The organism is Humibacter sp. (assembly GCF_035547335.1).
Lineage (GTDB): Bacteria > Actinomycetota > Actinomycetes > Actinomycetales > Microbacteriaceae > Humibacter.
The window spans coordinates 30,749-51,848 of sequence record NZ_DASZVF010000056.1 but is presented as its reverse complement, the minus strand read 5'-3'; the positions used below and the strand labels follow the sequence as shown (position 1 = coordinate 51,848).

20 protein-coding genes are annotated in these 21,100 nt (G+C 69.1%); 6 read left to right on the top strand and 14 right to left on the bottom strand.

The annotated features are described in order from the left end of the window. The first annotated feature begins 37 nt into the window (after window positions 1–37). A complete protein-coding gene (locus tag VHB92_RS12705) occupies window positions 38–2,455 on the top strand; it encodes a cation-translocating P-type ATPase (RefSeq protein ID WP_325454126.1) in 2,418 nt (805 codons plus the stop codon). A 45-nt stretch (window positions 2,456–2,500) separates the two neighbouring features. On the opposite strand, the gene VHB92_RS12700 is transcribed toward VHB92_RS12705, so the two are convergent. Next, window positions 2,501–2,986, bottom strand: coding sequence for a hypothetical protein (locus VHB92_RS12700; RefSeq protein WP_325454125.1), 486 nt, complete (start codon window positions 2,984–2,986; stop codon window positions 2,501–2,503). A gap of 608 nt (window positions 2,987–3,594) precedes the next feature. Here VHB92_RS12700 and VHB92_RS12695 point away from each other — a divergent pair. The 4 genes from VHB92_RS12695 to VHB92_RS12680 all read left to right on the top strand — a co-directional run bounded on the left by VHB92_RS12695 (window position 3,595) and on the right by VHB92_RS12680 (window position 6,909). After that, window positions 3,595–4,287: a hypothetical protein gene (locus VHB92_RS12695; protein WP_325454124.1), complete on the top strand. Its 693-nt coding sequence runs from the start codon at window positions 3,595–3,597 to the stop codon at window positions 4,285–4,287. Window positions 4,288–4,444: 157 nt separating this feature from the next. Continuing rightward, the gene (locus VHB92_RS12690; protein WP_325454123.1) at window positions 4,445–4,849 is read left to right on the top strand and encodes a hypothetical protein; all 405 of its coding nucleotides are present in this window, start codon (window positions 4,445–4,447) and stop codon (window positions 4,847–4,849) included. A gap of 9 nt (window positions 4,850–4,858) precedes the next feature. Then, window positions 4,859–5,692 carry a hypothetical protein gene (locus VHB92_RS12685; RefSeq protein ID WP_325454122.1) on the top strand — a complete coding sequence of 278 codons (834 nt, stop codon included), beginning with the start codon at window positions 4,859–4,861 and terminating at the stop codon, window positions 5,690–5,692. A gap of 32 nt (window positions 5,693–5,724) precedes the next feature. Then, window positions 5,725–6,909: an OmpA family protein gene (locus tag VHB92_RS12680; protein WP_325454121.1), complete on the top strand. Its 1,185-nt coding sequence runs from the start codon at window positions 5,725–5,727 to the stop codon at window positions 6,907–6,909. Between the two features lie 31 nt (window positions 6,910–6,940). On the opposite strand, the gene VHB92_RS12675 is transcribed toward VHB92_RS12680, so the two are convergent. The 12 genes from VHB92_RS12675 to VHB92_RS12620 all read right to left on the bottom strand — a co-directional run bounded on the left by VHB92_RS12675 (window position 6,941) and on the right by VHB92_RS12620 (window position 18,287). Next, complete coding sequence (locus tag VHB92_RS12675) at window positions 6,941–7,459, bottom strand: DinB family protein (RefSeq protein WP_325454120.1); 519 nt, start codon at window positions 7,457–7,459, stop codon at window positions 6,941–6,943. Window positions 7,460–7,521: 62 nt separating this feature from the next. After that, window positions 7,522–8,880, bottom strand: coding sequence for a serine hydrolase domain-containing protein (locus VHB92_RS12670; protein WP_325454119.1), 1,359 nt, complete (start codon window positions 8,878–8,880; stop codon window positions 7,522–7,524). A 290-nt stretch (window positions 8,881–9,170) separates the two neighbouring features. Continuing rightward, window positions 9,171–10,448 (bottom strand): ATP-dependent DNA helicase, encoded by a 1,278-nt coding sequence (locus VHB92_RS12665; protein ID WP_325454118.1) that lies wholly within the window; start codon window positions 10,446–10,448, stop codon window positions 9,171–9,173. Next, window positions 10,445–12,487 (bottom strand): cytochrome c oxidase assembly protein, encoded by a 2,043-nt coding sequence (locus tag VHB92_RS12660; protein ID WP_325454117.1) that lies wholly within the window; start codon window positions 12,485–12,487, stop codon window positions 10,445–10,447. Before VHB92_RS12660 ends, VHB92_RS12665 begins: the two co-directional genes overlap by 4 nt. A 392-nt stretch (window positions 12,488–12,879) precedes the next feature. Then, complete coding sequence (locus VHB92_RS12655; protein WP_325454116.1) at window positions 12,880–13,167, bottom strand: HU family DNA-binding protein; 288 nt, start codon at window positions 13,165–13,167, stop codon at window positions 12,880–12,882. Between the two features lie 655 nt (window positions 13,168–13,822). Next, window positions 13,823–14,128 (bottom strand): 30S ribosomal protein S14, encoded by a 306-nt coding sequence (rpsN, locus tag VHB92_RS12650; protein ID WP_325454115.1) that lies wholly within the window; start codon window positions 14,126–14,128, stop codon window positions 13,823–13,825. 3 nt (window positions 14,129–14,131) lie between these two features. Next, window positions 14,132–14,299, bottom strand: coding sequence for a 50S ribosomal protein L33 (rpmG, locus tag VHB92_RS12645; protein WP_146321261.1), 168 nt, complete (start codon window positions 14,297–14,299; stop codon window positions 14,132–14,134). After that, window positions 14,299–14,535, bottom strand: a complete 237-nt coding sequence (gene rpmB / locus VHB92_RS12640) for a 50S ribosomal protein L28 (RefSeq protein ID WP_022881957.1) — start codon at window positions 14,533–14,535, stop codon at window positions 14,299–14,301. Before rpmB ends, rpmG begins: the two co-directional genes overlap by 1 nt. Before the next feature lie 341 nt (window positions 14,536–14,876). Then, window positions 14,877–15,320 carry a transcriptional repressor gene (locus tag VHB92_RS12635; RefSeq protein ID WP_325454140.1) on the bottom strand — a complete coding sequence of 148 codons (444 nt, stop codon included), beginning with the start codon at window positions 15,318–15,320 and terminating at the stop codon, window positions 14,877–14,879. Continuing rightward, window positions 15,314–16,318 carry a metal ABC transporter permease gene (locus VHB92_RS12630; RefSeq protein WP_325454114.1) on the bottom strand — a complete coding sequence of 335 codons (1,005 nt, stop codon included), beginning with the start codon at window positions 16,316–16,318 and terminating at the stop codon, window positions 15,314–15,316. Before VHB92_RS12630 ends, VHB92_RS12635 begins: the two co-directional genes overlap by 7 nt. After that, entirely contained in the window at window positions 16,315–17,232 is a 918-nt protein-coding gene (locus VHB92_RS12625; RefSeq protein WP_325454139.1) for a metal ABC transporter ATP-binding protein, read from the bottom strand. The genes VHB92_RS12630 and VHB92_RS12625 overlap by 4 nt, the downstream gene beginning before the upstream one ends. A 122-nt stretch (window positions 17,233–17,354) precedes the next feature. Beyond that, window positions 17,355–18,287 carry a metal ABC transporter solute-binding protein, Zn/Mn family gene (locus VHB92_RS12620; protein WP_325454113.1) on the bottom strand — a complete coding sequence of 311 codons (933 nt, stop codon included), beginning with the start codon at window positions 18,285–18,287 and terminating at the stop codon, window positions 17,355–17,357. A gap of 344 nt (window positions 18,288–18,631) precedes the next feature. Between VHB92_RS12620 and VHB92_RS12615 the strand changes: the two genes are divergently transcribed. Next, window positions 18,632–19,582: a 5'-3' exonuclease gene (locus VHB92_RS12615; RefSeq protein ID WP_325454112.1), complete on the top strand. Its 951-nt coding sequence runs from the start codon at window positions 18,632–18,634 to the stop codon at window positions 19,580–19,582. Window positions 19,583–19,705: 123 nt separating this feature from the next. Here the strand turns inward: VHB92_RS12615 and VHB92_RS12610 are convergent, their stop codons facing one another. Beyond that, the gene (locus VHB92_RS12610) at window positions 19,706–21,058 is read right to left on the bottom strand and encodes a dihydrolipoamide acetyltransferase family protein (RefSeq protein ID WP_325454111.1); all 1,353 of its coding nucleotides are present in this window, start codon (window positions 21,056–21,058) and stop codon (window positions 19,706–19,708) included. Window positions 21,059–21,100: the final 42 nt, after the last annotated feature.

Here is a 21,100-nt window from a genome sequence, read left to right as displayed (position 1 = left end):
CCGACAAGGGTGTCGCAACACTCGACGGGGGAAGACGATGACCGACAGGGTCGGCACGACCCTCGGCCTCACCTCGGCCGAGGTCGCTGAGCGGGTCGCCGACGGGCGCACGAACGCCTACACGGATGCCACCAGCCGCTCGGCGTGGAGCATCGTGCGCGCCAACGTGTTCACCCTGTTCAACGGCATCATCGTCGCCTGCTTCGTGGTGCTCCTCGCTCTCGGCCGCTGGCAGGATGCCCTGTTCGGCTTGAGCGCGATCGCCAACACGATCATCGGGTCGGTGCAGGAGTTCCGTGCGAAGGCCGCGCTCGACAAGCTGGCGCTGCTGCACGCGCCGAACGCCCGCGTGCTGCGGGACGGCCGGCCGCACGACGTGGCGATCGCCGACGTGGTGATGGACGACATCCTCGTGCTGCGCGCCGGCGACCAGATCGCGGCGGACGGGGTGGTCATCCAGTCCGCCCGGCTGCAGGCCGACGAGTCGATGCTGACCGGCGAGTCGGATGCCGTCGACAAGCTTCCTGGCGGCGAGGACGGCGCAGGCGAGGTGCTGAGCGGCTCGATCGTGGTCGGCGGCGAGGGCCTGGCGCGCGTCATCCGCGTCGGCGCCGACTCGTTCGCGAACAAGCTCGCCAGTGAGGCGAAGCGGTTCTCGCTGGTGGCGAGCGAGCTGCGCAGGTCGGTGAACCGGGTGCTGAAGTTCCAGGCCTGGATCATCGGTCCCATCGCCCTGCTCGTGCTCAACGCGCAGCTGTTCGTGTTCGGAGGCTGGGCCGAGGCCGCCAGGACCGGCGAGTGGCGCCAGGCTGCGGTGAACGCCATCGCCGCCGTCATCGCGATGATCCCTCTCGGACTCGTGCTCATGACGAGCATCGCGTTCGCCGTGGGCGCCGTGAAGCTGGCGTCGCGGCAGGTGCTCGTGCAGGAGCTGCCTGCCGTCGAGGGCCTCGCCCGCGTCGACGTGATCTGCCTGGACAAGACCGGAACCCTCACGGAGGGCGAGATCGTGTTCGACGAGGCGCATCCGGTCGCGCAGTCGCTGCCGTCCGGATGGAACGAGGTGCTCGCCTGGTACGGCGCGGAGCCCGACGCGAACGCCACCGCCCGTTGCCTCACCGCCGCCTATCCAGCAGGCCGGCAGCTCGAGCCGTGCGCGCGCATCCCGTTCTCCTCAACTCGCAAGTGGAGCGCCGTGTCGTTCACGGCGCACTCGGCAGGCACGTGGGTTCTCGGCGGGCCCGAGATGGTGTTCGGCGACGGCGCTCACGCCGAGCTGCGGGAGCGGTCGGCGCAACTGGCGGCATCCGGTCGCCGTACCCTCGTGCTCGGCCACTCGCCCGCGGCTCTCACAGCCGAGCAGGTGGAGGCGGAGGCGCTCCCGGTCGACCTCGCGGCAGTGACGCTGCTCACGTTCCGCGAGAGCGTGCGGTCGGATGCCCTGGAGACTCTCGGCTACTTCGCGTCGCAGGGCGTGGACGTGAAGATCATCTCGGGCGACAACCCGCAGACCGTGGCCGCCATCGCGCGCGAAGTCGGGCTGGATGCCCCGATCGGCTTCGACGCCCGCGAGCTGCCCGACGACCCGGATGCCCTCGCCGCCGCCCTCGAACAGCACACCGTCTTCGGCCGGGTCACCCCGACCCAGAAGAAGGGCATCGTGCAGGCGCTGCAGGCTGCCGGGCACACGGTCGCGATGACCGGCGACGGCGTCAACGACGCGCTGGCCATCAAGGAGGCGGACATCGGCATCGCCATGGAGTCGGGCTCGGCGGCCACCAAGGCGGTCGCCCGCATCGTGCTGCTCGACGGCAAGTTCGAGCACCTTCCCGGCGTGGTCGCCGAGGGGCGTCAGGTGATCGCCAACATCGAGCGCGTCTCCATGCTGTTCCTCACCAAGACGGCCTACGCGACGGTGCTGGCCATCGTCTTCGGCATCAGCGTGATGCAGTTCCCGTTCCTGCCTCGGCAGCTGTCGATCATCGACGGACTCACCATCGGCATCCCCGCGTTCTTCCTCGCGCTCATGCCGAACCCGCGCAGGTACATCCCGGGGTTCCTGCGCCGATCGCTGAGCTTCGCGATCCCGGCAGGCGTGATCGTCGGGCTCATCCTGTGGTGGTACTCGTGGGCGGCCAAGGACCTCGGCATCGGGCAGGACGAGCTGCGAACGGGAGCGACGCTCATCCTCACGATCGTCGGCCTGTGGGTTCTGGTGGTGCTCTCCAGGCCGATCGACGGCTGGAAGATCGTGATCATCGGCGCCATGATGATCGGTCTCATCCTGGTCTACGCGGTTCCCCTGTCGCGCGACTTCCTCGGACTCGTCGATCCGTCGCTCTACGACACGCTCCTCGTGATCGGGCTGTCGATCCTCGCCGTCTTCGGCATCGAGGTCGTGCGGTTCATCCATCGGCGCTACGTGCGCCGCCACGGCGGCTCCGGCGACTACTGAGGCGACTGCTGAGCCGTCGCTCCAACGCGGATGCGCCGCATCCGTTCACATGCCGGTGCGGCGTGCTGCGGCATCCTGCTCGCTGATGTGCGCGAAGTACCTGCCGCCGCGCCCCACCCAGAGCACCACGACCGTGAGCACCGCGACGACCATCAGCGTGATCTCGAACCAGTACGACGACACGTCGATCACGAGCGCCGCCACGGCGAGCGCGAACTCGGCCGCCATGGCGATCGTCGTGAGCACACGCGCGTAGTGCTTGCCGCGTCTGAGCGCCGATGCGAGCGCGATGATGAACAGCCCGAACAGGATGATGATGGCGCCGATCAGCGTCACGCCGAACGACCCGCCCAGCATCCCGTTGTCCACCACGTAGCGAAGCAGGATGAACACGAGCCCCAGGCCGATCGCGAGGAATCCGGCGATGAAGGTCAGCACCACGACGGCGATGAGCTCGGCCGGGGGGCGACGACGCCGCGCCGACGCCGCCGGGTGGCGCCGCGGTTCGTTCGCGGGTGTTCCCGAGGTCATGCTCACACCCTATGAGTCGAGGGATGCGCCGCGGAACGGCAGCGGCGGCTCCGTCCGCGGTGCACGGCACAGAAGTATCTGGCCGGCACACCGTGTATTCGGCCGAATGGGCGGCGTGCCGGCCGGGCCCCGCCGAACGATCGGCGGGCGGACCCCGTCAGGTTTCGGGTGGGATCCGGAATGCGGCGGCCGTCGATCGGCCGGCGCGGAAAGTTCCGGTTGGAACCGTGGGGCCCGTGGGCGCGGTTGCGGCCCCCGCGACATCCGCGCCCATGGCATCCCCACATGAGTCCAGTGCGGAGGCCAGCCCCCCGGCACGATGCCTGCAGCGCACGTGACTCATGCGAATCATCTTGCCGCGCCGCAGGGGCGGGGGCCAGAGCGCAGGGCCGCGATTGGGGCCGAACAGCCCGTTCTGGCCGCCCCAATTCGGGTGACGATGCCTCCGCGCGGCTCGTGGACCGGGTTTTCGGGAGGCTCAGTAACGCCGGAATCTCGGTTTGCCGCACATCTCATGAGGCTCATGGCGATCTGTCATGGGGCACGCATACCGTGTAACTCCTCGGCGCGCCGAGCCGATTCCACCCCGCGAAGAAGAGGAGCACCTCGTGTCGGATTCCCGTGCGGTTCGTCCACCACGCACCCCTCGTGCCCCCTTGCGCGTCGGCATGTTCACCCGCGGTCACCTGCGGCGGCTCGCGAAGCGGGATGCCCGTGCCGGCGTGCCGCGTGCTGCCTACGAGGCGGAACCCGTCGGCGATCCCACGCCTGCCGTGCAGGTGATGCAGGCGCACGCGGCGACGTACGCACAGCGCGAGGGGCAGCGGTTCTTCACCGACGTGCGCATGCAGTGGATGGAGCACGAAGCCCTGACGGACACGCTGACGCGAGAGCAGCAGGAGTACGCGGAGCGCGCCAGCGGACTCGAGAAGGCCGCGATCGAGGCGATGCTGGATGACACCAGCCCCGCCCACGAGGAGCTGCGGCGCCTGGAGCGGCGCATCCAGCGCGACCACAGACGGGCCGCGCACCTGAAGGCGATCATCCACACGAGGTTCACGGTCGCCCGGCTGAGGGCGCGTCGGTACTTCGACTACTCGGATGAGAAGGTCGCGATCTACTGGAGCAACCTGCGGCGCCGGCATCCCGCGGCCGAGAACATCAGCGACCGACCGCCGGTGCTCGCCCGGCCGACGTGGCTCACCGTCGACGACAGTTACCGGGCCCTGGAGCTGTGGCACGGCACCGACGTGTTCGGGGGGATCGCCGCGGGAGGACAGCCGCGGCTGCCGGCGTCGTGACGAGCTGGCCGGCAGGAGTGCTGGATGCCCGCGGGCGGGCGAGCCGGGCCGGTGACCGGCATCCGGTGCAGGCTCGCGCTCAGCTAATGGCTGGGCAGGCGGCGGACGCTGGAACGAGGGGGCCGGTCGCGCACGCGACCGGAGCGAGGAGGAGACCATGTCGAAACGTGACCGGCTAGGGGCCGTGGTCGCCGTCGTGGACACGCACGACGCGTTCGGTCTGGAGACCGTTGAGTACCGGCTGCCGAAGGTGCGCCGCCTGTCCCGCAGGCTGCACTGGCGGCTGTGGCGCATGCGGCGTTCGCTCGATGTGGAGACGCTGGACGTGTTCGAGCACGAGATCTCGGCGTTCGAGGAGGCCGGCCTTGCCGAGCTGGCGCGTCAGCGCACCCGGCACGAGGCCACCACGGCTGCGCTGCAGACCATCGCGCGCGGCCGCATCGCGCTGGTGGACGGCGCACTCGCGTCGGTCCACGCCGACCTCGCCAAGGCAGAAGCCGACGCGGCGATGCTGGAGCGCAAGCTCGCCGACCGCGACCCGCAGTTCCACAGCTACGCGTAGGGGGATGACATGGCTCGCGACATCGTGATGCGGCCGCCGCGCAGCGGTCCGCGCCTCGGCAGGCTCTCGCCGCTGGCGCACGTGCTGGTCTACGTGCTCCTGCTCGGCATGATCGCCGTCGACTACTACCTGCTGTCGCAGACGCTCACGCTTCTGCTGCGCAACGACAGTCAGTACGGGTCGATCGGCGCCATGATGTACATCATCACGGCAGGCATCTCGGCCGCGATCGTCACCATTCCGCACCTGGTGGCCGTGCTGATCCGCCGCATCGAGAGCGGGATCACCACGCGTGGCTGGGTGGCGGTCGTGATCGGACTCGGAGTGCTGTGGGCGGCGATCCTGATCGCCGTCACCCTCGCCAGGATCAAGGCCGGGATCGACACCCAGAACGCCGGAGGTCTCTCCGGCCTGGTCGGCACCCAGCAGGCGACGACGACGGGCTTCTCGTGGACCGCGCCGGACACGATCATGGCCTTCCTCATGCTGGGCGTGCTGACGACCTCCGGCGCCTTGAGCTTCGTGACGGCCTGGCTGACCACGCGTCCGCTGGTCACGGCGGTGGAGCGCGGATGGCGCAGGGTCGCCAAGCTGCGTCAGCATCGCGACCGTCTGCTCGCCGAGCAGCTGAAGGCGGCGGAGACGGTCGCGCAGCAGGCTCTGCAGGATGCCGCCGACCAGCAGCGCTACCAGCTCGCGCAGGCGACGCTGCGCTGGCAGCTGGAACAGGTGCGAGCCCGGCTCGGCACTCGCTTGGCGCAGCGCCAGCGCGATCCGCAGGGAACCAGCCAGATCATCCACGAGCTGCAGCTGCGCCGGGAACCGCCGGAACCGGCGGCCTGAGCACGCCGACGCCCCGCAACGAGAGGACCCCTGTGAGACATCCCCATCGCCTCATCGCCCCCGCGCTCGCGGCGTGCCTGGTCGCGGCCGCCCTCGCCGGATGCTCGTCGTCGGCCGCGGCGTCCGGCGCGTGCAGCCAGGCGCACAAGCGCAACCTCGGTGTCGTCGCCGGCAGCACGGCCAACGAGCCGGCGACGCAACTGCCGGCATCCGCCACCAAGCAGCTGCGGGCCACGGGTGAGAGCAACGGCAGCGTGACGATCGTGGTGCCCTCCGGTACGCCCCAGGCGCGCGGCACGACCCTTCTCGGATCGACGGCCAACGACGAGATCGTGTGCAAGAGCGATCAGCGCAACAAGCTCACGCAGGTGACGAACTACATCAACGCACTGAAGGCGTCGACACCCGAGGTGGACTTTCTCGACTCCATCGACCAGGCGGCGCGCAACCTGGGCAAGGACTCCATGGGCGTTCTCGTGGTGGGGAGCGGACTGCAGACGGTGGACCCGCTGAACTTCGCCGTGCAAGGCCTGCTCTCGGCCGACCCGCAGCAGGTCGCCTCCGACCTGAAGTCGAAGGGGGAGCTGCCCAAGAACCTCGAGGGTGTGACCGTGTACTGGTCGGGACTCGGCGACGTCGCCGGGCCGCAGCAGCCGCTCACGATCACCGCGCGCAGCAACCTGGAGGCCATCTGGGCCGCGATCGTGAAGGCGGCGGGCGGCACGCTCTCCGTGCTGCCCGAACCGGCATCCGGCGCGGCGGCCACGGGGCTCCCGGCCGTCACGACGGTTCCGGTTCCCGCTGCCGCGACCAAGACGGACTGGTCGCATCCCATCGTGGTGCGCGACAGCGACCTGCTGTTCGTGAAGAACACGGCGACGTTCTCACAGCCGGCCACCGCCCAGCAGGTGCTCGCCGGCCTCGTGCCCGCCATCGAGCAGAACGGCCAGACCGTGACCATCACGGGTACGGCGTCCAAGGATCAGGCCACGAGCAACGCCTCCGACCTCGTGCTCTCCAAGCAGCGAGCGGATGCCGTCAAGCAAGCGCTCGTGACGCTCGGCGTGCCCCCTTCATTGCTCGTCACGGCGGGTGTGGGCCACGACTGGTGCGGCTTCAAGCCCGAGACGGATGCCACCGGCACCTACTCCGACGCCCTCGCCGCACAGAACCGCTCGGTGATCCTCACCTCGGCTGGCGTCGGGCTCTGCGGGTAGGCGGATCCAGGACCCGCCGTCGCGTGCGCGGCTAGCGGCGCACGTCCCACAGATGGTGCACCGGATCGTGGATGAAGTACCGTCCGAGCGTCTCCACCGTGAACACGCTGCCGTCGCTGCGGCGGCCGCTTCGGCCGAGCGCCGCGTCGGGAACGGCCTGCCAGGCATCCGCAAGAGCGAGGCCTTCGTCGCGCAGCTGCCGGGCCACGGTCGCCGGGTCCTGATGGTTGTAGCGCTCGGCCACGGCCGTCGCGTCCTGGTCCCAGTTCTCGAACTCCGGGTCGTCGACCTCCAGCAGCAGGCGCAGCCTTCCGCCCATCACCCGGAACACGTCGCGCACATGCGCCGCGTACTCCAACGGCGACCAGGTGGACTCGTCGGGTCGCTCCCGCGCGTCGTCGCGCTGGAGCACGGGCGTCCACGCGGCCACGTTCTCCCTGGTGAGCCGAGGGATGTCGCGGAACGCGACGCTGCTCGCGTCGAACCCGCACTCCGGGCAGGCACGCTCGAGCACCCAGGTCCAGTTCTTGGTGTCGGGAATGATGGGCATGGCTCGACACTAACGGCAAGCCGACCTGCCGGTGTTCGCGCGCGTGCTGGGCAGCACCCAGGTCAGTTCGCCGGCAGCGGGCGGTACACCGCGGGAGCCGGCGTAGGCTCGGGGGCCGGAGTCGGCGCTGGGCCGGCGTCGGCCGGTCGGCAGGTGGCGAGCTGCTGGAGCGCCGCCTTCGCGTCGTCCGCCTTCCAGGGCAGCGAGACGCCGGGAGCCTTGCGCCCCTCCGCAGGGGCGAAGCCCGCCGCGATCGCCGTGAGCTCCATCGCCAGCGACTGTGCGTACGCCGCACCCGAGGTGGAGTTGTTGAGCATGACGACGACCGTCAGACCGGAATCGGGGTCGCTCAGGACGGACGTGATGAAACCGGGCACCGAGCCGTCGTGTCCGCGCATCGGGCCGAGTTGCAGGCCGCCCATGCCGTACTGCTGCCAGGCCGCCACATCGGTGCCCAGCGGAACCGTCTTCCACGCCGCCTTCTTCGTCTCGCCTTGCAGCAGCGATGCCGTGGCGAAGGACTGCGCGAACGTCTTCAGGTCGCCAAGGGTGGAGACCACGCCCTTCGCCGTCCACGCCGAACTCGGCGCCATGGCCGTGTCGTCCATGAGGGTGCCGCATCGCGGATCCCCCGTCACCTCGTCCAGCGCCGTCGCGTACCCGTGCAGGTCGGAGCCCGGGATGCTTGTGGTCTGCGGCAGCGTCGACGACGACATGCCGAGCGGGCTGAAGACCTCGTCGCGGTAGAGGGTCTGCCAGTCCTTGCCCGTTGCGGCCTGCAGGGCCATGCCCAGCAGGATGAAGCCGGCGTTCGAGTACGACCAGGTCTGCCCAGGCGTTCCCGCGCGAGGCTCTCCCATCCCGTTGGAGACGAGCTCGAGCGGAACGTAGGTGCGCAGCGGGTTGTCGACGAACTGCGGGCCGAGCGCTGCCGAGTAGTCGCCGAGACCCGAGGTGTTCTGGCACAGTTGGCCGAGCTTCAGACCGTCGATGCCGACGAGCCTGGGCAGGTACTTGCTCACCGGGTCGTCCAGCGACACCTCGCCCTTCTGAGCGAGCGACAGCAGCACGGTGCACGTCATCGGCTTGGTCACCGATCCGATGCGCCAGGCCATGTCGGGCGTGACGGACTGCTTGCCCTTCGTGGTGGTCGTGCCGATCCCCGCCGTGTATGTGCCGGCCCACGGCGCCCAGACACCGACGATGGCGCCCGACGCTCCCGCGAGCTTCATGGCATCCGTCACGGCGGTCTTGATCGCTGTCGCCTCATCGTTCGGAAGGGTCACGGATGCCTGCGAAGGCTCGGACGACGACGTCCCGGGAGCCGTGCATCCGGCAAGGCCGAGCGTGGCGGCCAGCATGGCGGCGATGCCTGCCACGAGCAGGCCGGAGCGGCGCCTGCGCCCCCGGCGCCGTGACATGCTTTCCACTCGAGGTCCCCCCGGTCCTGTCATTCCACCTTAAGCGCGACGCTGCGGATTCCGCGCAGCCTGGCATAACGAGACGACAACGGACGGAGGCGGATCATCCGAAAGGATGACGTCTCGCGCGCATGTGGTCCGACCACACAGCGCGTGGATGACCCACCCGGCTACGGCGGAGTGAGGCAGTCGCTCCCGAAGCGGAGCTCCCGAAGCGGCACTCCTCGAAGGGGCGCTCCCGAAGTGCGCCTCCCGCAAGGAGCACTTCGGGTGCAGCGACGCCCTGCCGTCTACTCGCCGAGCATGAAGCGATCGACGTCGCGGTCGACCATCACGTCAGCGGGCCGCAGCGGCCTGGTCAGATAGAGGCCGTCCAGCGACGTCAGCCTGCTCAGGGCGACGTAGGTCTGCCCGGGGCTGAACGCGCGAGCACCGAGGTCGACGATGGCGCTCTCGTACGTCTTGCCCTGCGACTTGTGGATCGTCACGGCCCACGCCAGACGCAGCGGGAACTGGGTGAACTCGGCCGCGACATCCTTCGTCAGCTTCTTCGTCAGCGGATTGTAGATGTACTTGTAGCGCTCCCAGACGGCCGGCTCCACCTCGTAGAGTTCGCCCTCCACGTCGACCCACACGTTCGAGTCGATGCGCGCCACGGTTCCGATGGTGCCGTTGACCCAGCGCGGCGGATCCCCACCCTGTCCGGTGTCGTTGCGCAGGAACATGACCTGCGCGCCGACCTTCAGCTCGAGCGTCTCGTCGGCCGGGTAGTTGCGCTGTCCGAAGTCGCCAGAGACCTCGGCCTTCGCCGTCAGGGCGCGCCCGGGGAGGCGGCGGAGTGCCGACGCGTTGATGCGGTTGACCGTGTCGTTGCGGGTGGCCAGCGTGATCGTGCCGTCGTCGGGCTGCGGTCGTGCTCCCATGCTGTTCAGCCGGTCGGCGATCTCCTTCGTGACCCGCCCGTGTCGCACGGCGTTGAGCATGAGCTTGAAGTCCAGCTCGTGCTGGCGGTGGATCTCGCTCAGCTCGAACCGCCGCAGCGACACCTCCTGCCACACTTTCGCGTCGAAGAACCACATCGAGCGATAGTGGTCCGCGAAGTACGCGCGTTCGTCGGCGTCGCCGGGCACGGGTGCCAGCTGGTACGGGTCACCGAACAGCACGATCTGCACGCCGCCGAACGGTTCCAGCTTGCGCTGGCGGGCCTGACGGAGGGCGCGGTCGATGGCATCCATCAGGTCGGCGTTGACCATGGACACCTCGTCGATGACGAGTGTGTCGATGGTGTTGAGAAGCTTGACGAGCTCGCGCGGCTGGTCGAGGTCGTGGTCGGCGATGACGCCGATGGGCAGGCGCAGCAGCGAATGGATGGTCTGACCGCCCACGTTGAGCGCCGCGACACCGGTCGGCGCGCTGATCACGAGCTGCTTCTCCGTGTTCCAGGCCAGGTGGTTGAGAAGCGTGGACTTGCCGGTGCCGGCGCGCCCGGTGACGAACACGTGATCGCGCGTATGCTCGATGGCGTCGAAGACGGCCGCCTGCTCGGCCGTCAACCTCACCGTGTTCAACGCTGCGGCTCCTTCGCGGCATCCCTGCCGGCTGCGCCGCCTACCTCGTCGAGCGGTCCGGCTCTGCCGTCGGTGCGCTCCGGATCGTCGGATGCCATGCGCTGCAGCATCGCGTTGTAGGCGACGAGTTCGGCGTCGCCGTTGCGATCCGCCTGCCTGTCTCGTCGTTTGCTCTCGCGGGCATCGCTCCGGCTCCACTGCACGGCCACGGTGATGGCGAGGGCGACCGTGGGAATCTCGCCGATGCTCCATGCGATGCCGCCCGCCAGCTGCTGGTCGGCCATGGGCGTCACGCCCCAGGTGCGGCCCATCGCGCCGAACCAGTCGGCGAGGAACAGGCTGTCGGTGGTCAGGATGGACAGCCCGAAGAAGGCATGGAACGCCATGGTGCCCAAGAGCAGCACGAGCCGGAGCGGATACGGGAACCGATACGGCACCGGGTCGATGCCGATGAGCGACTGCACGAACAGGTATCCGGTGATCAAGAAATGGATGATCATCCACTCGTGACCGATGTGGTCGGTCGTCGCCCAGCTGAACAGCGGCGAGTAGTAGAACGCCCAGAGCGACCCTGCGAAGAGCACGGCGGCCGTGATCGGATGCGTGAGGAACGCGGCGACCTTCGAGTGCACGACGAGCAGGATCCACTCGCGGCCGCCCCGAGAGCCGTCCGAGCGCTTCTTGATGGCGCGCAACGCTAGCGTGACGGGTGCGCCGGGGACGAGCAGCACGGGCACCGCCATCGTGAGCAGCATGTGCGCGAGCATGTGACTGGAGAAGAGGTACTTCTCATAGACGTTGATGCCGCCGTTGGTCACCCACAGCAGTGAGAGGATGCCGGCGACCCAGGCGATCGTGCGCCCGACGGGCCACTTGTCGCCGCGCCTGTGCAGCCGCACGACGCCGGCGAGATAGAAGAACAGTGCGAACGCGCATCCGATCAGCCACAGCGGATCGATGTTGATGCCGAACAGGTAGCGCGCGAGCGTGAGCGGTGCCGGCAGCGGCTCCCCGGTCAGCACCTCTGCCGGGGTCGGCTGCGAGACCGGAACGTCGGCGATGGGCGTCGCGGTGCGCGAGAGAGCTGCCGCCACGCCGGAGGCGATTCCCATGAAGCCGAGCTCGGCAGCCGCGATCCACCAGAAGTACTTCCTGGCGCCCCCGTTTCTGATCCGGTCGATCATGTACCGCCGCCAGAACATGCCGAACAGGCCGAGCACCGCCAGCGCCAGCACCTTCACCAGCACCAGCACGCCGTACGCGGTGAGCAGGTTCTGCAGGGTTCCGATGCGCAGGTCCGCGTTGATGATGCCGGAGAACGCCACGACAACGAAGCAGATGATGGCCAGCGTGGAGAACCGCTCGAGCACGGTGACGAGGCGGTCCCCGTCCAGCGTCTTGCGGATGAGCACGATGGTGAGCAGGCCGCCGATCCAGATGGCGGCGAAGACGAGATGCAGGCCGAGCGAGGTGATCGCCTGGTCGTGCCCCGCCGTTCCGGCGGCGTGCCCGCTCAGGGCCATCGGGATGAGCGTGCACAGCGCCACGACGGCGACGAAGGCGACGGCCGTGTGGTTGCGCACGGCGAAGCAGAGCACCGTCGTCACGGCTGCGATGAGCGTGATCGCCAGCCAGACCTGTCCGACGGCGATCTGCGTGGCGAACTCGCTGATGCCGTCGCTGAACTGCTGGCTGAACGAGAGCGCGGAACCGGTCACATTGAGGTACGTCAGCACACCGGTGATGGCGCTGACGACCGTCATGATGGCGGCCGAGCCGGCCGCGACATCCAGAGCCTTGTCGTACTCCGGTTTCTCGGGGCTCAGAGCGAAGCAGGCCATGAGCAGCGAGCCGATCATGGCGGCCGCGCTGAGGTTCACGAACAGATTCGCGACCGGCAGTCCCCACCGCACCACAGCGCCGGGGTCGAGAAGCGCAGGCGCGGATGCCCCGCCACCATACGCGAGCGCCACCAGAATGGCCAGCAACGCGAACACGACGAGGGCGACGGGACCCGCGACGCGTTGCACTCTGCTCACCTCTCAAGCGTAGGCGCTGCAACCTTGGCGGAGGACGAGACCGCGTGCCCCTGCATCACGTGCGGAGAAGCGCGCCCTGGGGACGCAGAGAGGTCGCCACCGGTCGCACGACGTCCCGCTGGTTCGGAAGCATCGCAGTGCCCAGAAGACGTCCGCCCGTTCGGCGGCACAACACTCGCCCGACGGGTGCTGCTGCTCGGGAGGTGGGACGGCTGACGGGGAGGACGCGGGTGAGCGGCGGCGCGGCCGACCGGGTCATCCGTGCACGGGAGGTGCCATTGCTGACTGGGTGCGCCACTGCGAAGCGCCGGACCGAGCTCCATGAACGCGGTGACGACATGCGAGAGGGGGACGCCGGCGAACCGGCATCCCCCTCTCCAGAGTGCTGAGGACTACTTGACCGAGGCCTTGAGCTTGCTGCCAGCGGTCAGCTTGACGCGGTGTCCGGCCGGGATGTTGATCTCGGCACCGGTCTGCGGGTTGCGACCCGTGCGAGCGGCCGTCTCCGTGCGCTCGGCAGCGAGCCAACCCGGGATGGTCACCTTGCCCCCACCGGCGACGGTGTCGGCGATGGTCGCGAAGAAAGCGTCGACCACAGCCCCCACGGCGGCCTGACTCTGACCGGTCGACGCGGCGACCGCCGCCACGAGCTCGGTCTTGTTCAGCGACTTGTCAGCCATTGAGTGTCCTCCTCGGACGTTCTGCTGCTCAGCAGCGTTTGTTGTTGAAGATCACGGCACGAGCCGCTTGCAGTTCGCGGACGGTCCGTCCCGAACCGCCCTCAAGGTACCAAGAATCCGCGGAATCTCGCGGATTTTCGGCCCTTCCGAAGGCAATTCAGGCCCCGGATGACCCAACTCGCCCCGGAGCGCGGCGGTTATGCACAGAAATGGCCCACTTATGCACAGGACGGCGCCGTCCGGCACGCGGGACGGCTGTGCGCGTATTGCACGGGACGGCGGTGTCCGGCACACGGGAACGGCGTCGTCGACCGGCGGCATCCCGCATCCCGAAACCGACCAAATCAGCCGAGACAGACCGCACGGAGTGCTGTCTCAACCGGAATGTGCCGTCGCACCGCGACGTGGGCGGAACGCCGACGCCACGGGGCCGCGGGGCGGGACGGGACGCGACTGGGTGGGACGGGAGGGACGGAACGGGAGGGGCCGAGACGGCAGGGACGGAACCGGAGGGGCCGAGACGGGAGGGGCCGAGACGGGAGGGACCGGGACGGGAGGGACGGGGACGCGAAAAGGGGCGCCATCCCGAAGGACGACGCCCCTTTCGAAGCACCAGCGGCGGGCGTGGATGCCCGTCCGCGCTACCGGCGGCCGATCACCAAGAGGACTTGGTGATGCCCGGCAGCTCACCGCGGTGAGCCATGTCGCGGAAGCGCACACGCGAGATGCCGAACTTGGTCAGCACGCCACGGGGACGACCGTCGACGGCGTCACGGCTGCGGAGACGCACCGGCGACGCGTTGCGCGGCAGCTTCTGCAGACCGACGCGGGCGGCCTCGCGCTCCTCGTCGCTCGCGTTCGGGTTGACGAGGGTCTTCTTCAGCTCGGCGCGCTTCTCGGCGTAGCGGTCGACGACCACCTGGCGCTGCTTGTTGCGCGCGATCTTGCTCTTCTTAGCCATGCTCTACCGCTCCTCGCGGAATTCGACGTGCTTGCGCACGATGGGGTCGTACTTCTTCAGCACGAGACGGTCGGGGTCGTTGCGGCGGTTCTTCTTGGTCACGTAGGTGTAACCGGTGCCGGCCGTCGAACGAAGCTTGATGATCGGGCGGATGTCCTGCTGCTTGGCCATCAGATCTTCTCCCCACGGGCCAGGATGTCCTTGACCACGGACTCGATTCCGCGGGCGTCGATCACCTTGATGCCCTTGGCGCTGACGTTCAGAGTGACGTTACGGCGCAGCGAGGGCACGTAGTACGTCTTCTTCTGGATGTTCGGGTCGAAGCGACGCTTGGTGCGTCGGTGCGAGTGCGAGATGTTGTGTCCGAAACCGGGCACAGCTCCCGTCACCTGGCAGACAGCTGCCATGATTCCTCCATCAATACCGAAGGGCGGATGCCCTTCCCAAGATCTCTTGTCGGCACGCACAACCCATTCGGTTCACGAGAAGGGGATTGTGTGAGCGAACTGTGCAGAGGAGCCTGCACAGACGAACATCTAGCTTACGCGACACGCCGCATCCGCCCAAATCGCGCCGCATCCGCCCGCGTCGTGCCAGCATCCGCCACCCACATCGTCCCACCCGACCGAACTGTGCCGGCATCCGCCCGCAGGCTGGCGGCATCGCCGCACCGGTCGCGCCGGCAACGAGAACAGCAGGTGTCGCCCGCAACAGCAGACATCCTCCTGTTTTCAGCGCGAGAGCGCGATCACTGCTGTTTTCGGTGCGGAGCGGCGGCCGGGGCGACGGCCGGAGCAGAGACGGATGACCCCGTGCACGCCGCGCAGAGGCCGAACACGTCGACGACGTGGCGCGCATCCGTGAAGCCGTGCTCCGAGGCCACCCGATGCGCCCACGCTTCGACGTCGTCGGCCGCGATCTCGACCGTGAGCCCGCATCGCCGGCAGATCAGATGGTGATGGTGCCCCGAGGTCGAGCACGCACGGTAGAGCGCCTCGCCATCGGGCGACTGCAGGGAGTCGGCCTCGCCCTCTGTCGCCAGGTCGGCGAGCGCGCGGTAGACCGTCGCCAGTCCGATCGGGGACCCGTGCTCCCGCATGCCGGTGTGCAGGCTCTGCGCGCTGACGAATCCCTCGTTGGAGGCGAGCGCCTCGCGCACGGCCTCGCGCTGCCACGTATTGCGCTTCATGATGCACCTGCCTCGTCGGAGAGCGCGGACTGGGCAGTCTTCGGTGTCGCGCCGGCGAGGTCGACCACCGCCGCACCCGCGGACGCCGGCGAGCGGCGGGTGGGATGCCCAGCGACGGCTCCCACGGGCATCCGCCTGCCGCTCACTCCGCGACGCTTGCGCGACCACGCGACGATGCGGCACACCACGTAGATGAGGAATGAGATCGTCGTCACGTACGGGCTGATCGGCACCGAGCCGCCGAGGGCCAGCATGATTCCGCCCACCATCGAGACGATGCCGAACCCGACGCTGAGCAGCGGTACGACGAGCGGCGATGACGACACCTTCAACGCGGCGGCGGCGGGGGTGACGAGGATCGACAGCACGAGCAGCGCTCCGACGATCTGCACCGAGACGGCGACCGCGAGCCCGAGCAGGAGCATGAAGACGATCGACAGCGTGCGGGTCGGGACGCCGCGGGCGGCAGCGACGTCGGCATCCAGGCTCGCGAACGTGAGCGGCCGCCACACCACCGCGAGCCCGGCCAGCACGATGACCGAGATGACCAGCAGGGCGCCGATCTGCGGGTTGTCGATGGCCACGATCTGGCCCGTGAGCAGCCCGAACTTGTTGGCCGACCGCCCCGGGTACAGCGCGAGACACAGGATGCCGAGTCCGAGCCCGAACGGCATCAGCACGGCCGTGATGGAGTTGCGTTCCCTCGCTCTGGAACCGAGCAGCCCGATGAGCAGGGCCGCGACGAGCGAGCCGACGAGGGAGCCCTGCACGACACCGACGCCGAGCAGCAGGCCTGCGGATGCCCCGGCGAACGAGAGCTCGCTGATGCCGTGCACGGCGAAGGCCATGTCTCTGGACATCACGAACACGCCGATGAGCCCGCCGACCAGGCCCAGCATCGCTCCGGCCAGGATCGAGTTGTGCAGCAGCACCAGCAGCTGGCCGTAGTCGGTGAAGTCGAAGATCTGGTTCCACCAGGTGGAGGCATCCGCGTGGATCATCGCTCGCTCCTCCCCCCGGTCGCAGCGCCCGGCACGGTGTGATGCAGGTCCTCGCCGGTGTCGTGATGCGGGTCGTGGTGCTCGTCGTGGTGCGCATGGAGGCCGTCCGGGTGTGCGCCCGGCGCGTCGGCCGTTCCGACGACGACGATGCGTCCGCGCGTGCGGATGACGTCGACCGGTGCGTCGTAGAGCTCGCTCAGCACCTCGCTGCGCAGCACCTGGTCGGGTGTGCCGATGCGGAACTTGCCGCCGGCGAGGTAGAGCACGCGGTCGACGAGGTCGAGAACCGGGTTCACGTCGTGCGTCACGAACAGCACACCGAGCTGCCGCTCGCGGCGCTGCCTGTCGATGAGCTCGCTCACCGCGCGCTGGTGCGCGAGGTCGAGCGAGAGCAGCGGCTCGTCGCAGAGGAGCAGCCGCGGGTCTCCGGCGAGCGCCTGTCCCACGCGCAGCCGCTGCTGCTCCCCGCCGGAGAGCGTGGCGATCGGCACCGGGCCGTACGGAGCGGCGCCGACGGCATCCAGAAGGCCGTCGATGCGCTCCCGTCGCCTCCGCGACGGCCAGGGAACACCCCACCGGTGCCCGTCAAGCCCGAGGCCCACGAGATCGCGGGCGCGCAACGGAGTGCCCTCGTCGGCCAGCCGCTGCTGCGGGATGTAGCCGATGCGGCGATTGCCTCGCGTCACGGGCTCGCCCAGAAAGTCGATCGAGCCGGAGACGAGCTTCTGCTGGCCGAGGATGACCTTGAGCAGGCTGGTCTTGCCCGATCCGTTCGCGCCCAGCACGGCGATGAACTCACCGCCGTGCACGTCGAGGTCGAGGCCGGACCACAGGGTGCGCTCCGCGAAGCCGAGCGTCGCATCGCGCAGGCTGAGCACGGTCTCGAGCGATGCTGCACTGGGCGGCTCCTGCACGCCCGCCGCCTCCGGCCCTTCCAACGCATTCGGCCTGGCCAGCGCGTCCGGCTCTGTGGGCGCCCCCGGCGACCCCGGCGCTTCGGAGTGCGTTCCGGCCGCGACGGCCCGTGCCGCGTCGTTCACGATGCCGTCCTCTGCAACGCGGAGCCGATGGCATCCAGGTTGGCGCGCATCCAGGTGAGATACGTCTTGCCCTCTGGCAGGGTCTCCGTCACGGGAACGACGGGGATGCCGTTGGACTTCGCCGCGTCGACCACTTTCTGAGTCTGCGCGCCGGTCGTCTGCTCGTTGTATGCCAGGAGCACGACGGACCGCGACGAGAACAGGTCGAGGGTCTGCTGCAGCACGGACGGGGCGACATCCGAGTCGTTCTCGATCGCCTCGCTGAACTTCTGCGGCGTCTTGTCGACCAGCCCGATCGCGTTCAGCATGTACAGCGGAACGGGCTCGGTGATGGCCACCCCCTCGCCGTCGTGCTCGGCCTTGAGCTGGGACTCCGTCTCGCGCAGCTTCTGCACGGAGGAGGCGAACCGTTTCTCGTTGTCCTCGAACGTGCCTGCGTCGTGCGGACGTGCCGTCGCGAACGCCGACTCGAGCCTGCGCGCCACCTTGTGGACGGTGGGGAAGTCGTACCAGAGGTGCTCGTTGAACTCCCCGTCGGCCGGATGCTGGTCGTATCCGGAGATGTCGGCGGCGTTCAGCACGACGGGCTTGGTGTGGAGCGAGCCGAGCATCTCGTTCACGAAGTCGTCGTAGCCGCCGCCGTTCACGATGACGACCTCGGCTTTGGAGAGCGCGAGCTGATTCTGGCCGCTGGCCTGGTACTCGTGGGGATCCTTGTCCGGGTCGTCGATGATCGACGTCACGGCCACGTCGTCTCCTCCCACCGCCCGGGCGATATCACCCCAGACGTCGGTGGAGGCGACGACGGAGATGCGGCCGGTGTTGCGGGGATCGGAGGCGCCGTCGGCGGGCGAGGATGAGCATCCGCTCAGGACGGCGGCGACCGTGGCGGTCGCCAGCAGGGGAGCGATGAAGGCGGAGCGCTTCATGGAAAAGGGGAACCTGTCTAAGTCGCGTTCGCGAGAGCTGCGTCGACTGGCGCAGACCGAGCGGTCGGTGACGCGACTGACGCGGACCGCCTATTGATAATGATACTCAACAGCAACAGTGCTCGGGACAACGGGTGCCCGGCGGCCCTCTGCCTTTCCGACCGCTCGACGCCGTGTCAGAGGACCTCGGCCCATCGCGTCGACGGATCTCGGCACGCCGCGTCGTCCGTATCGGCCTCGCCGACGCCATCCGGCCGCTCGGCGCCGTGCTCGCGGGGCGCTCGGCGCGCCGTGTCCGCACGGCGCAGTGCCGCGTCGCTCTGCGCCAGTGCAAGGATCGACGCATGACCGGCCGACTGATGCTGCTCGACACCGCCTCGTTGTACTTCCGCGCGTTCTACGGCGTGCCGGAGAGCGTGAAGGCGCCCGACGGGATGCCGGTCAACGGCATCCGCGGCCTGCTCGACATCATCGCCAAGCTGGTCTCCGAGTTCGAGCCGACCGAGCTCGTGGCGTGCTGGGACGACGACTGGCGTCCGCGCTGGCGCGTCGACCTGATCCCGTCGTACAAGGAGCACCGGGTCGCCGAGCAGGTGCCGGGCGGTGTGGACGTGGAGGAGACGCCGGCGGGGCTCGTGCCGCAGATTCCGGTGATCAGGGAGCTGCTCGGTGCGCTCGGCATCGCCGTGGTGGGCGCCGAGCAGTCCGAGGCCGACGACGTCATCGGATGCCTCGCCCGGCGAGCGGCGCAGCGTGCGCCCGGTGCCGCGGTCGACGTCGTCACCGGCGACCGCGACCTCTTCCAGCTGGTCGACGACGCGACAGGGGTGCGGATCATCTACACGGCGCGCGGGATGAGCAAGCTCGAGCTCGTAACGGATGCGGTCGTGCAGGCGAAGTACGGCATCTCGCCTCGCCAGTACGCCGCGTTCGCCGCCATGCGCGGGGACCCTTCGGACGGGCTGCCCGGCGTCGCCGGGATCGGCGAGAAGTCGGCGGCCGGCCTGCTGCGGGAGTTCGGGGACCTCGACGGCGTGCTCGCTGCGGCATCCGACCCGGCGACGCCGCTCGGCACCGGCGTGCGCACCAAGCTCACGGCCGCCGCCGACTACCTGGAGCGAGCCGTGCCGGTCATCGCGGTCGGCGAGCGTGTCGAGCTGCCCGAGGTGGACGGCACGCTGCGCGCGCTGGATGCCGACGGGCTGGCATCCGTGCGTGCCATAGGGGAGCGCTACGGCCTGGGCGGTGCGCTCGACCGCGCGTTGAAGGCCCTGGAGGCGCGCCGCCAGGCGTGACTCGCCCACTCCGACCGCTCAACGCGAACCCGCGCCGATCGTCCTCCTGGCTCGCACGCTCGAGGCACCCGACGCTTCGGCGAACCTTCCCGACGCCCCCAGTGAACGCGGCGGCCGGACGCCTCAGTCCAGGAGCAGCGCCGGCTCCTCGATGATCGCCGCAACGTCGGCGAGGAAGCGGCTGGCGACATCCCCGTCGACCACGCGGTGATCGAAGGATGCACCCAGCGTCGTGACGAAGCGCGGTCGCACTTCGCCGTCGACCACCCACGGCTTCTGCTTGATGGTGCCGAGCGCCACGATCGCGACCTCGCCGGGGTTGAGGATGGGCGTTCCGGTGTCCATGCCGAAGACGCCGATGTTCGTGACGGTGATGGTGCCGCCTGCCATCTGCGCGGGCTGCGTCTTGCCGTCGCGCGCCGTGATGGTGAGCTGCTCCAGGGCGCCGGCCAGCTCCAGCAGCGTCATGGACTGCACGTCTTTCACGTTGGGAACGATCAGGCCGCGTGGGGTGGCGGCGGCCACTCCGAGGTTGACGAAGTGATGCACGATGATCTCCTCGTCGGTCCACGTCGAGTTCACCGTGGGGTTGCGGCGCACGGCCCAGATGATCGCCTTCGCCATGATGAGCAGCGGCGACACCTTCACGCCCGCGAAGTCCGGCGACTTCTTCAGCCGCTGCACGAACTCCATCGTGCGCGTGGCATCGACGTCGACGAACAGGCTGACGTGCGGCGCCGTGAACGCGCTCGTCGTCATCGCCGTGGCGATGGCCTTGCGCACACCCTTGACCGGGATGCGGTCCTCGCGGGCATCCGGCCACTCCGGCGTCTGGATGTTGCGGAACACGCTGGCCTGGCTGGCCTGCCTGATGACGTCGTCGCGGGTGATCTCGCCGGCGATGCCCGTGCCGGAGATCTGCGCGAGCTCGACGCCGAGGTCTTTGGCCAGCTTGCGGATGGGCGGTTTCGCCACCACGGGCACGGCCCTGGCGGCGGGAACGAGGTCGGCGGCCGTCGGCACATGCCTGCCCTGGGCCTCGGATGCCTGGCTACGCTGGCTCATCCGGCGGCTCGCCCCGTGCCCCGCCGACCCGTAGCCCACGAGCACAGCTCCCGGCCTGGGCTCGTCACCCTCCCGCTCGATGAGCACGGATGGGTCGGGCTGCAGCTCCTCCTCGTCGACTTCGATGACGTTGTCGATGCCTGTGCCGCCGTCGGCGACGCCGCCCTGCGGCCCAGCGCCGACGATGATGATGGGCGCGCCGACCTCGACCGTCTCGCCTTCGCCGACCAGCAGGCGGTCGACGACGCCCTCGAACGGCGACGGCAGCTCGACGAGCGACTTCGCCGTCTCGATCTCGCAGAGCACGTCGTTCAGGTGCACGGCGTCGCCGGGCGCGACCTTCCACGACACGATCTCCGCCTCGGTGAGGCCTTCGCCGACGTCCGGCAGCAGGAACTCGGACTCACTCATGGCACTCCTTGGACGATGGGGTCGAGACCCGCGATGCGGTGT

Bases quoted from the DNA above. Each gene is read 5' to 3' on its own strand.
- VHB92_RS12705 (WP_325454126.1), top strand. From the start codon at position 38: ATGACCGACAGGGTCGGCACGACCCTCGGCCTCACCTCGGCCGAGGTC.
- VHB92_RS12700 (WP_325454125.1), bottom strand. From the start codon at position 2,986: ATGACCTCGGGAACACCCGCGAACGAACCGCGGCGCCACCCGGCGGCG.
- VHB92_RS12690 (WP_325454123.1), top strand. From the start codon at position 4,445: ATGTCGAAACGTGACCGGCTAGGGGCCGTGGTCGCCGTCGTGGACACG.
- VHB92_RS12685 (WP_325454122.1), top strand. From the start codon at position 4,859: ATGGCTCGCGACATCGTGATGCGGCCGCCGCGCAGCGGTCCGCGCCTC.
- VHB92_RS12675 (WP_325454120.1), bottom strand. From the start codon at position 7,459: ATGCCCATCATTCCCGACACCAAGAACTGGACCTGGGTGCTCGAGCGT.
- VHB92_RS12670 (WP_325454119.1), bottom strand. From the start codon at position 8,880: ATGTCACGGCGCCGGGGGCGCAGGCGCCGCTCCGGCCTGCTCGTGGCA.
- VHB92_RS12655 (WP_325454116.1), bottom strand. From the start codon at position 13,167: ATGGCTGACAAGTCGCTGAACAAGACCGAGCTCGTGGCGGCGGTCGCC.
- rpsN (WP_325454115.1), bottom strand. From the start codon at position 14,128: ATGGCTAAGAAGAGCAAGATCGCGCGCAACAAGCAGCGCCAGGTGGTC.
- rpmG (WP_146321261.1), bottom strand. From the start codon at position 14,299: ATGGCCAAGCAGCAGGACATCCGCCCGATCATCAAGCTTCGTTCGACG.
- rpmB (WP_022881957.1), bottom strand. From the start codon at position 14,535: ATGGCAGCTGTCTGCCAGGTGACGGGAGCTGTGCCCGGTTTCGGACAC.
- VHB92_RS12630 (WP_325454114.1), bottom strand. From the start codon at position 16,318: ATGATCCACGCGGATGCCTCCACCTGGTGGAACCAGATCTTCGACTTC.
- VHB92_RS12620 (WP_325454113.1), bottom strand. From the start codon at position 18,287: ATGAAGCGCTCCGCCTTCATCGCTCCCCTGCTGGCGACCGCCACGGTC.
- VHB92_RS12615 (WP_325454112.1), top strand. From the start codon at position 18,632: ATGACCGGCCGACTGATGCTGCTCGACACCGCCTCGTTGTACTTCCGC.
- VHB92_RS12610 (WP_325454111.1), bottom strand. From the start codon at position 21,058: ATGAGTGAGTCCGAGTTCCTGCTGCCGGACGTCGGCGAAGGCCTCACC.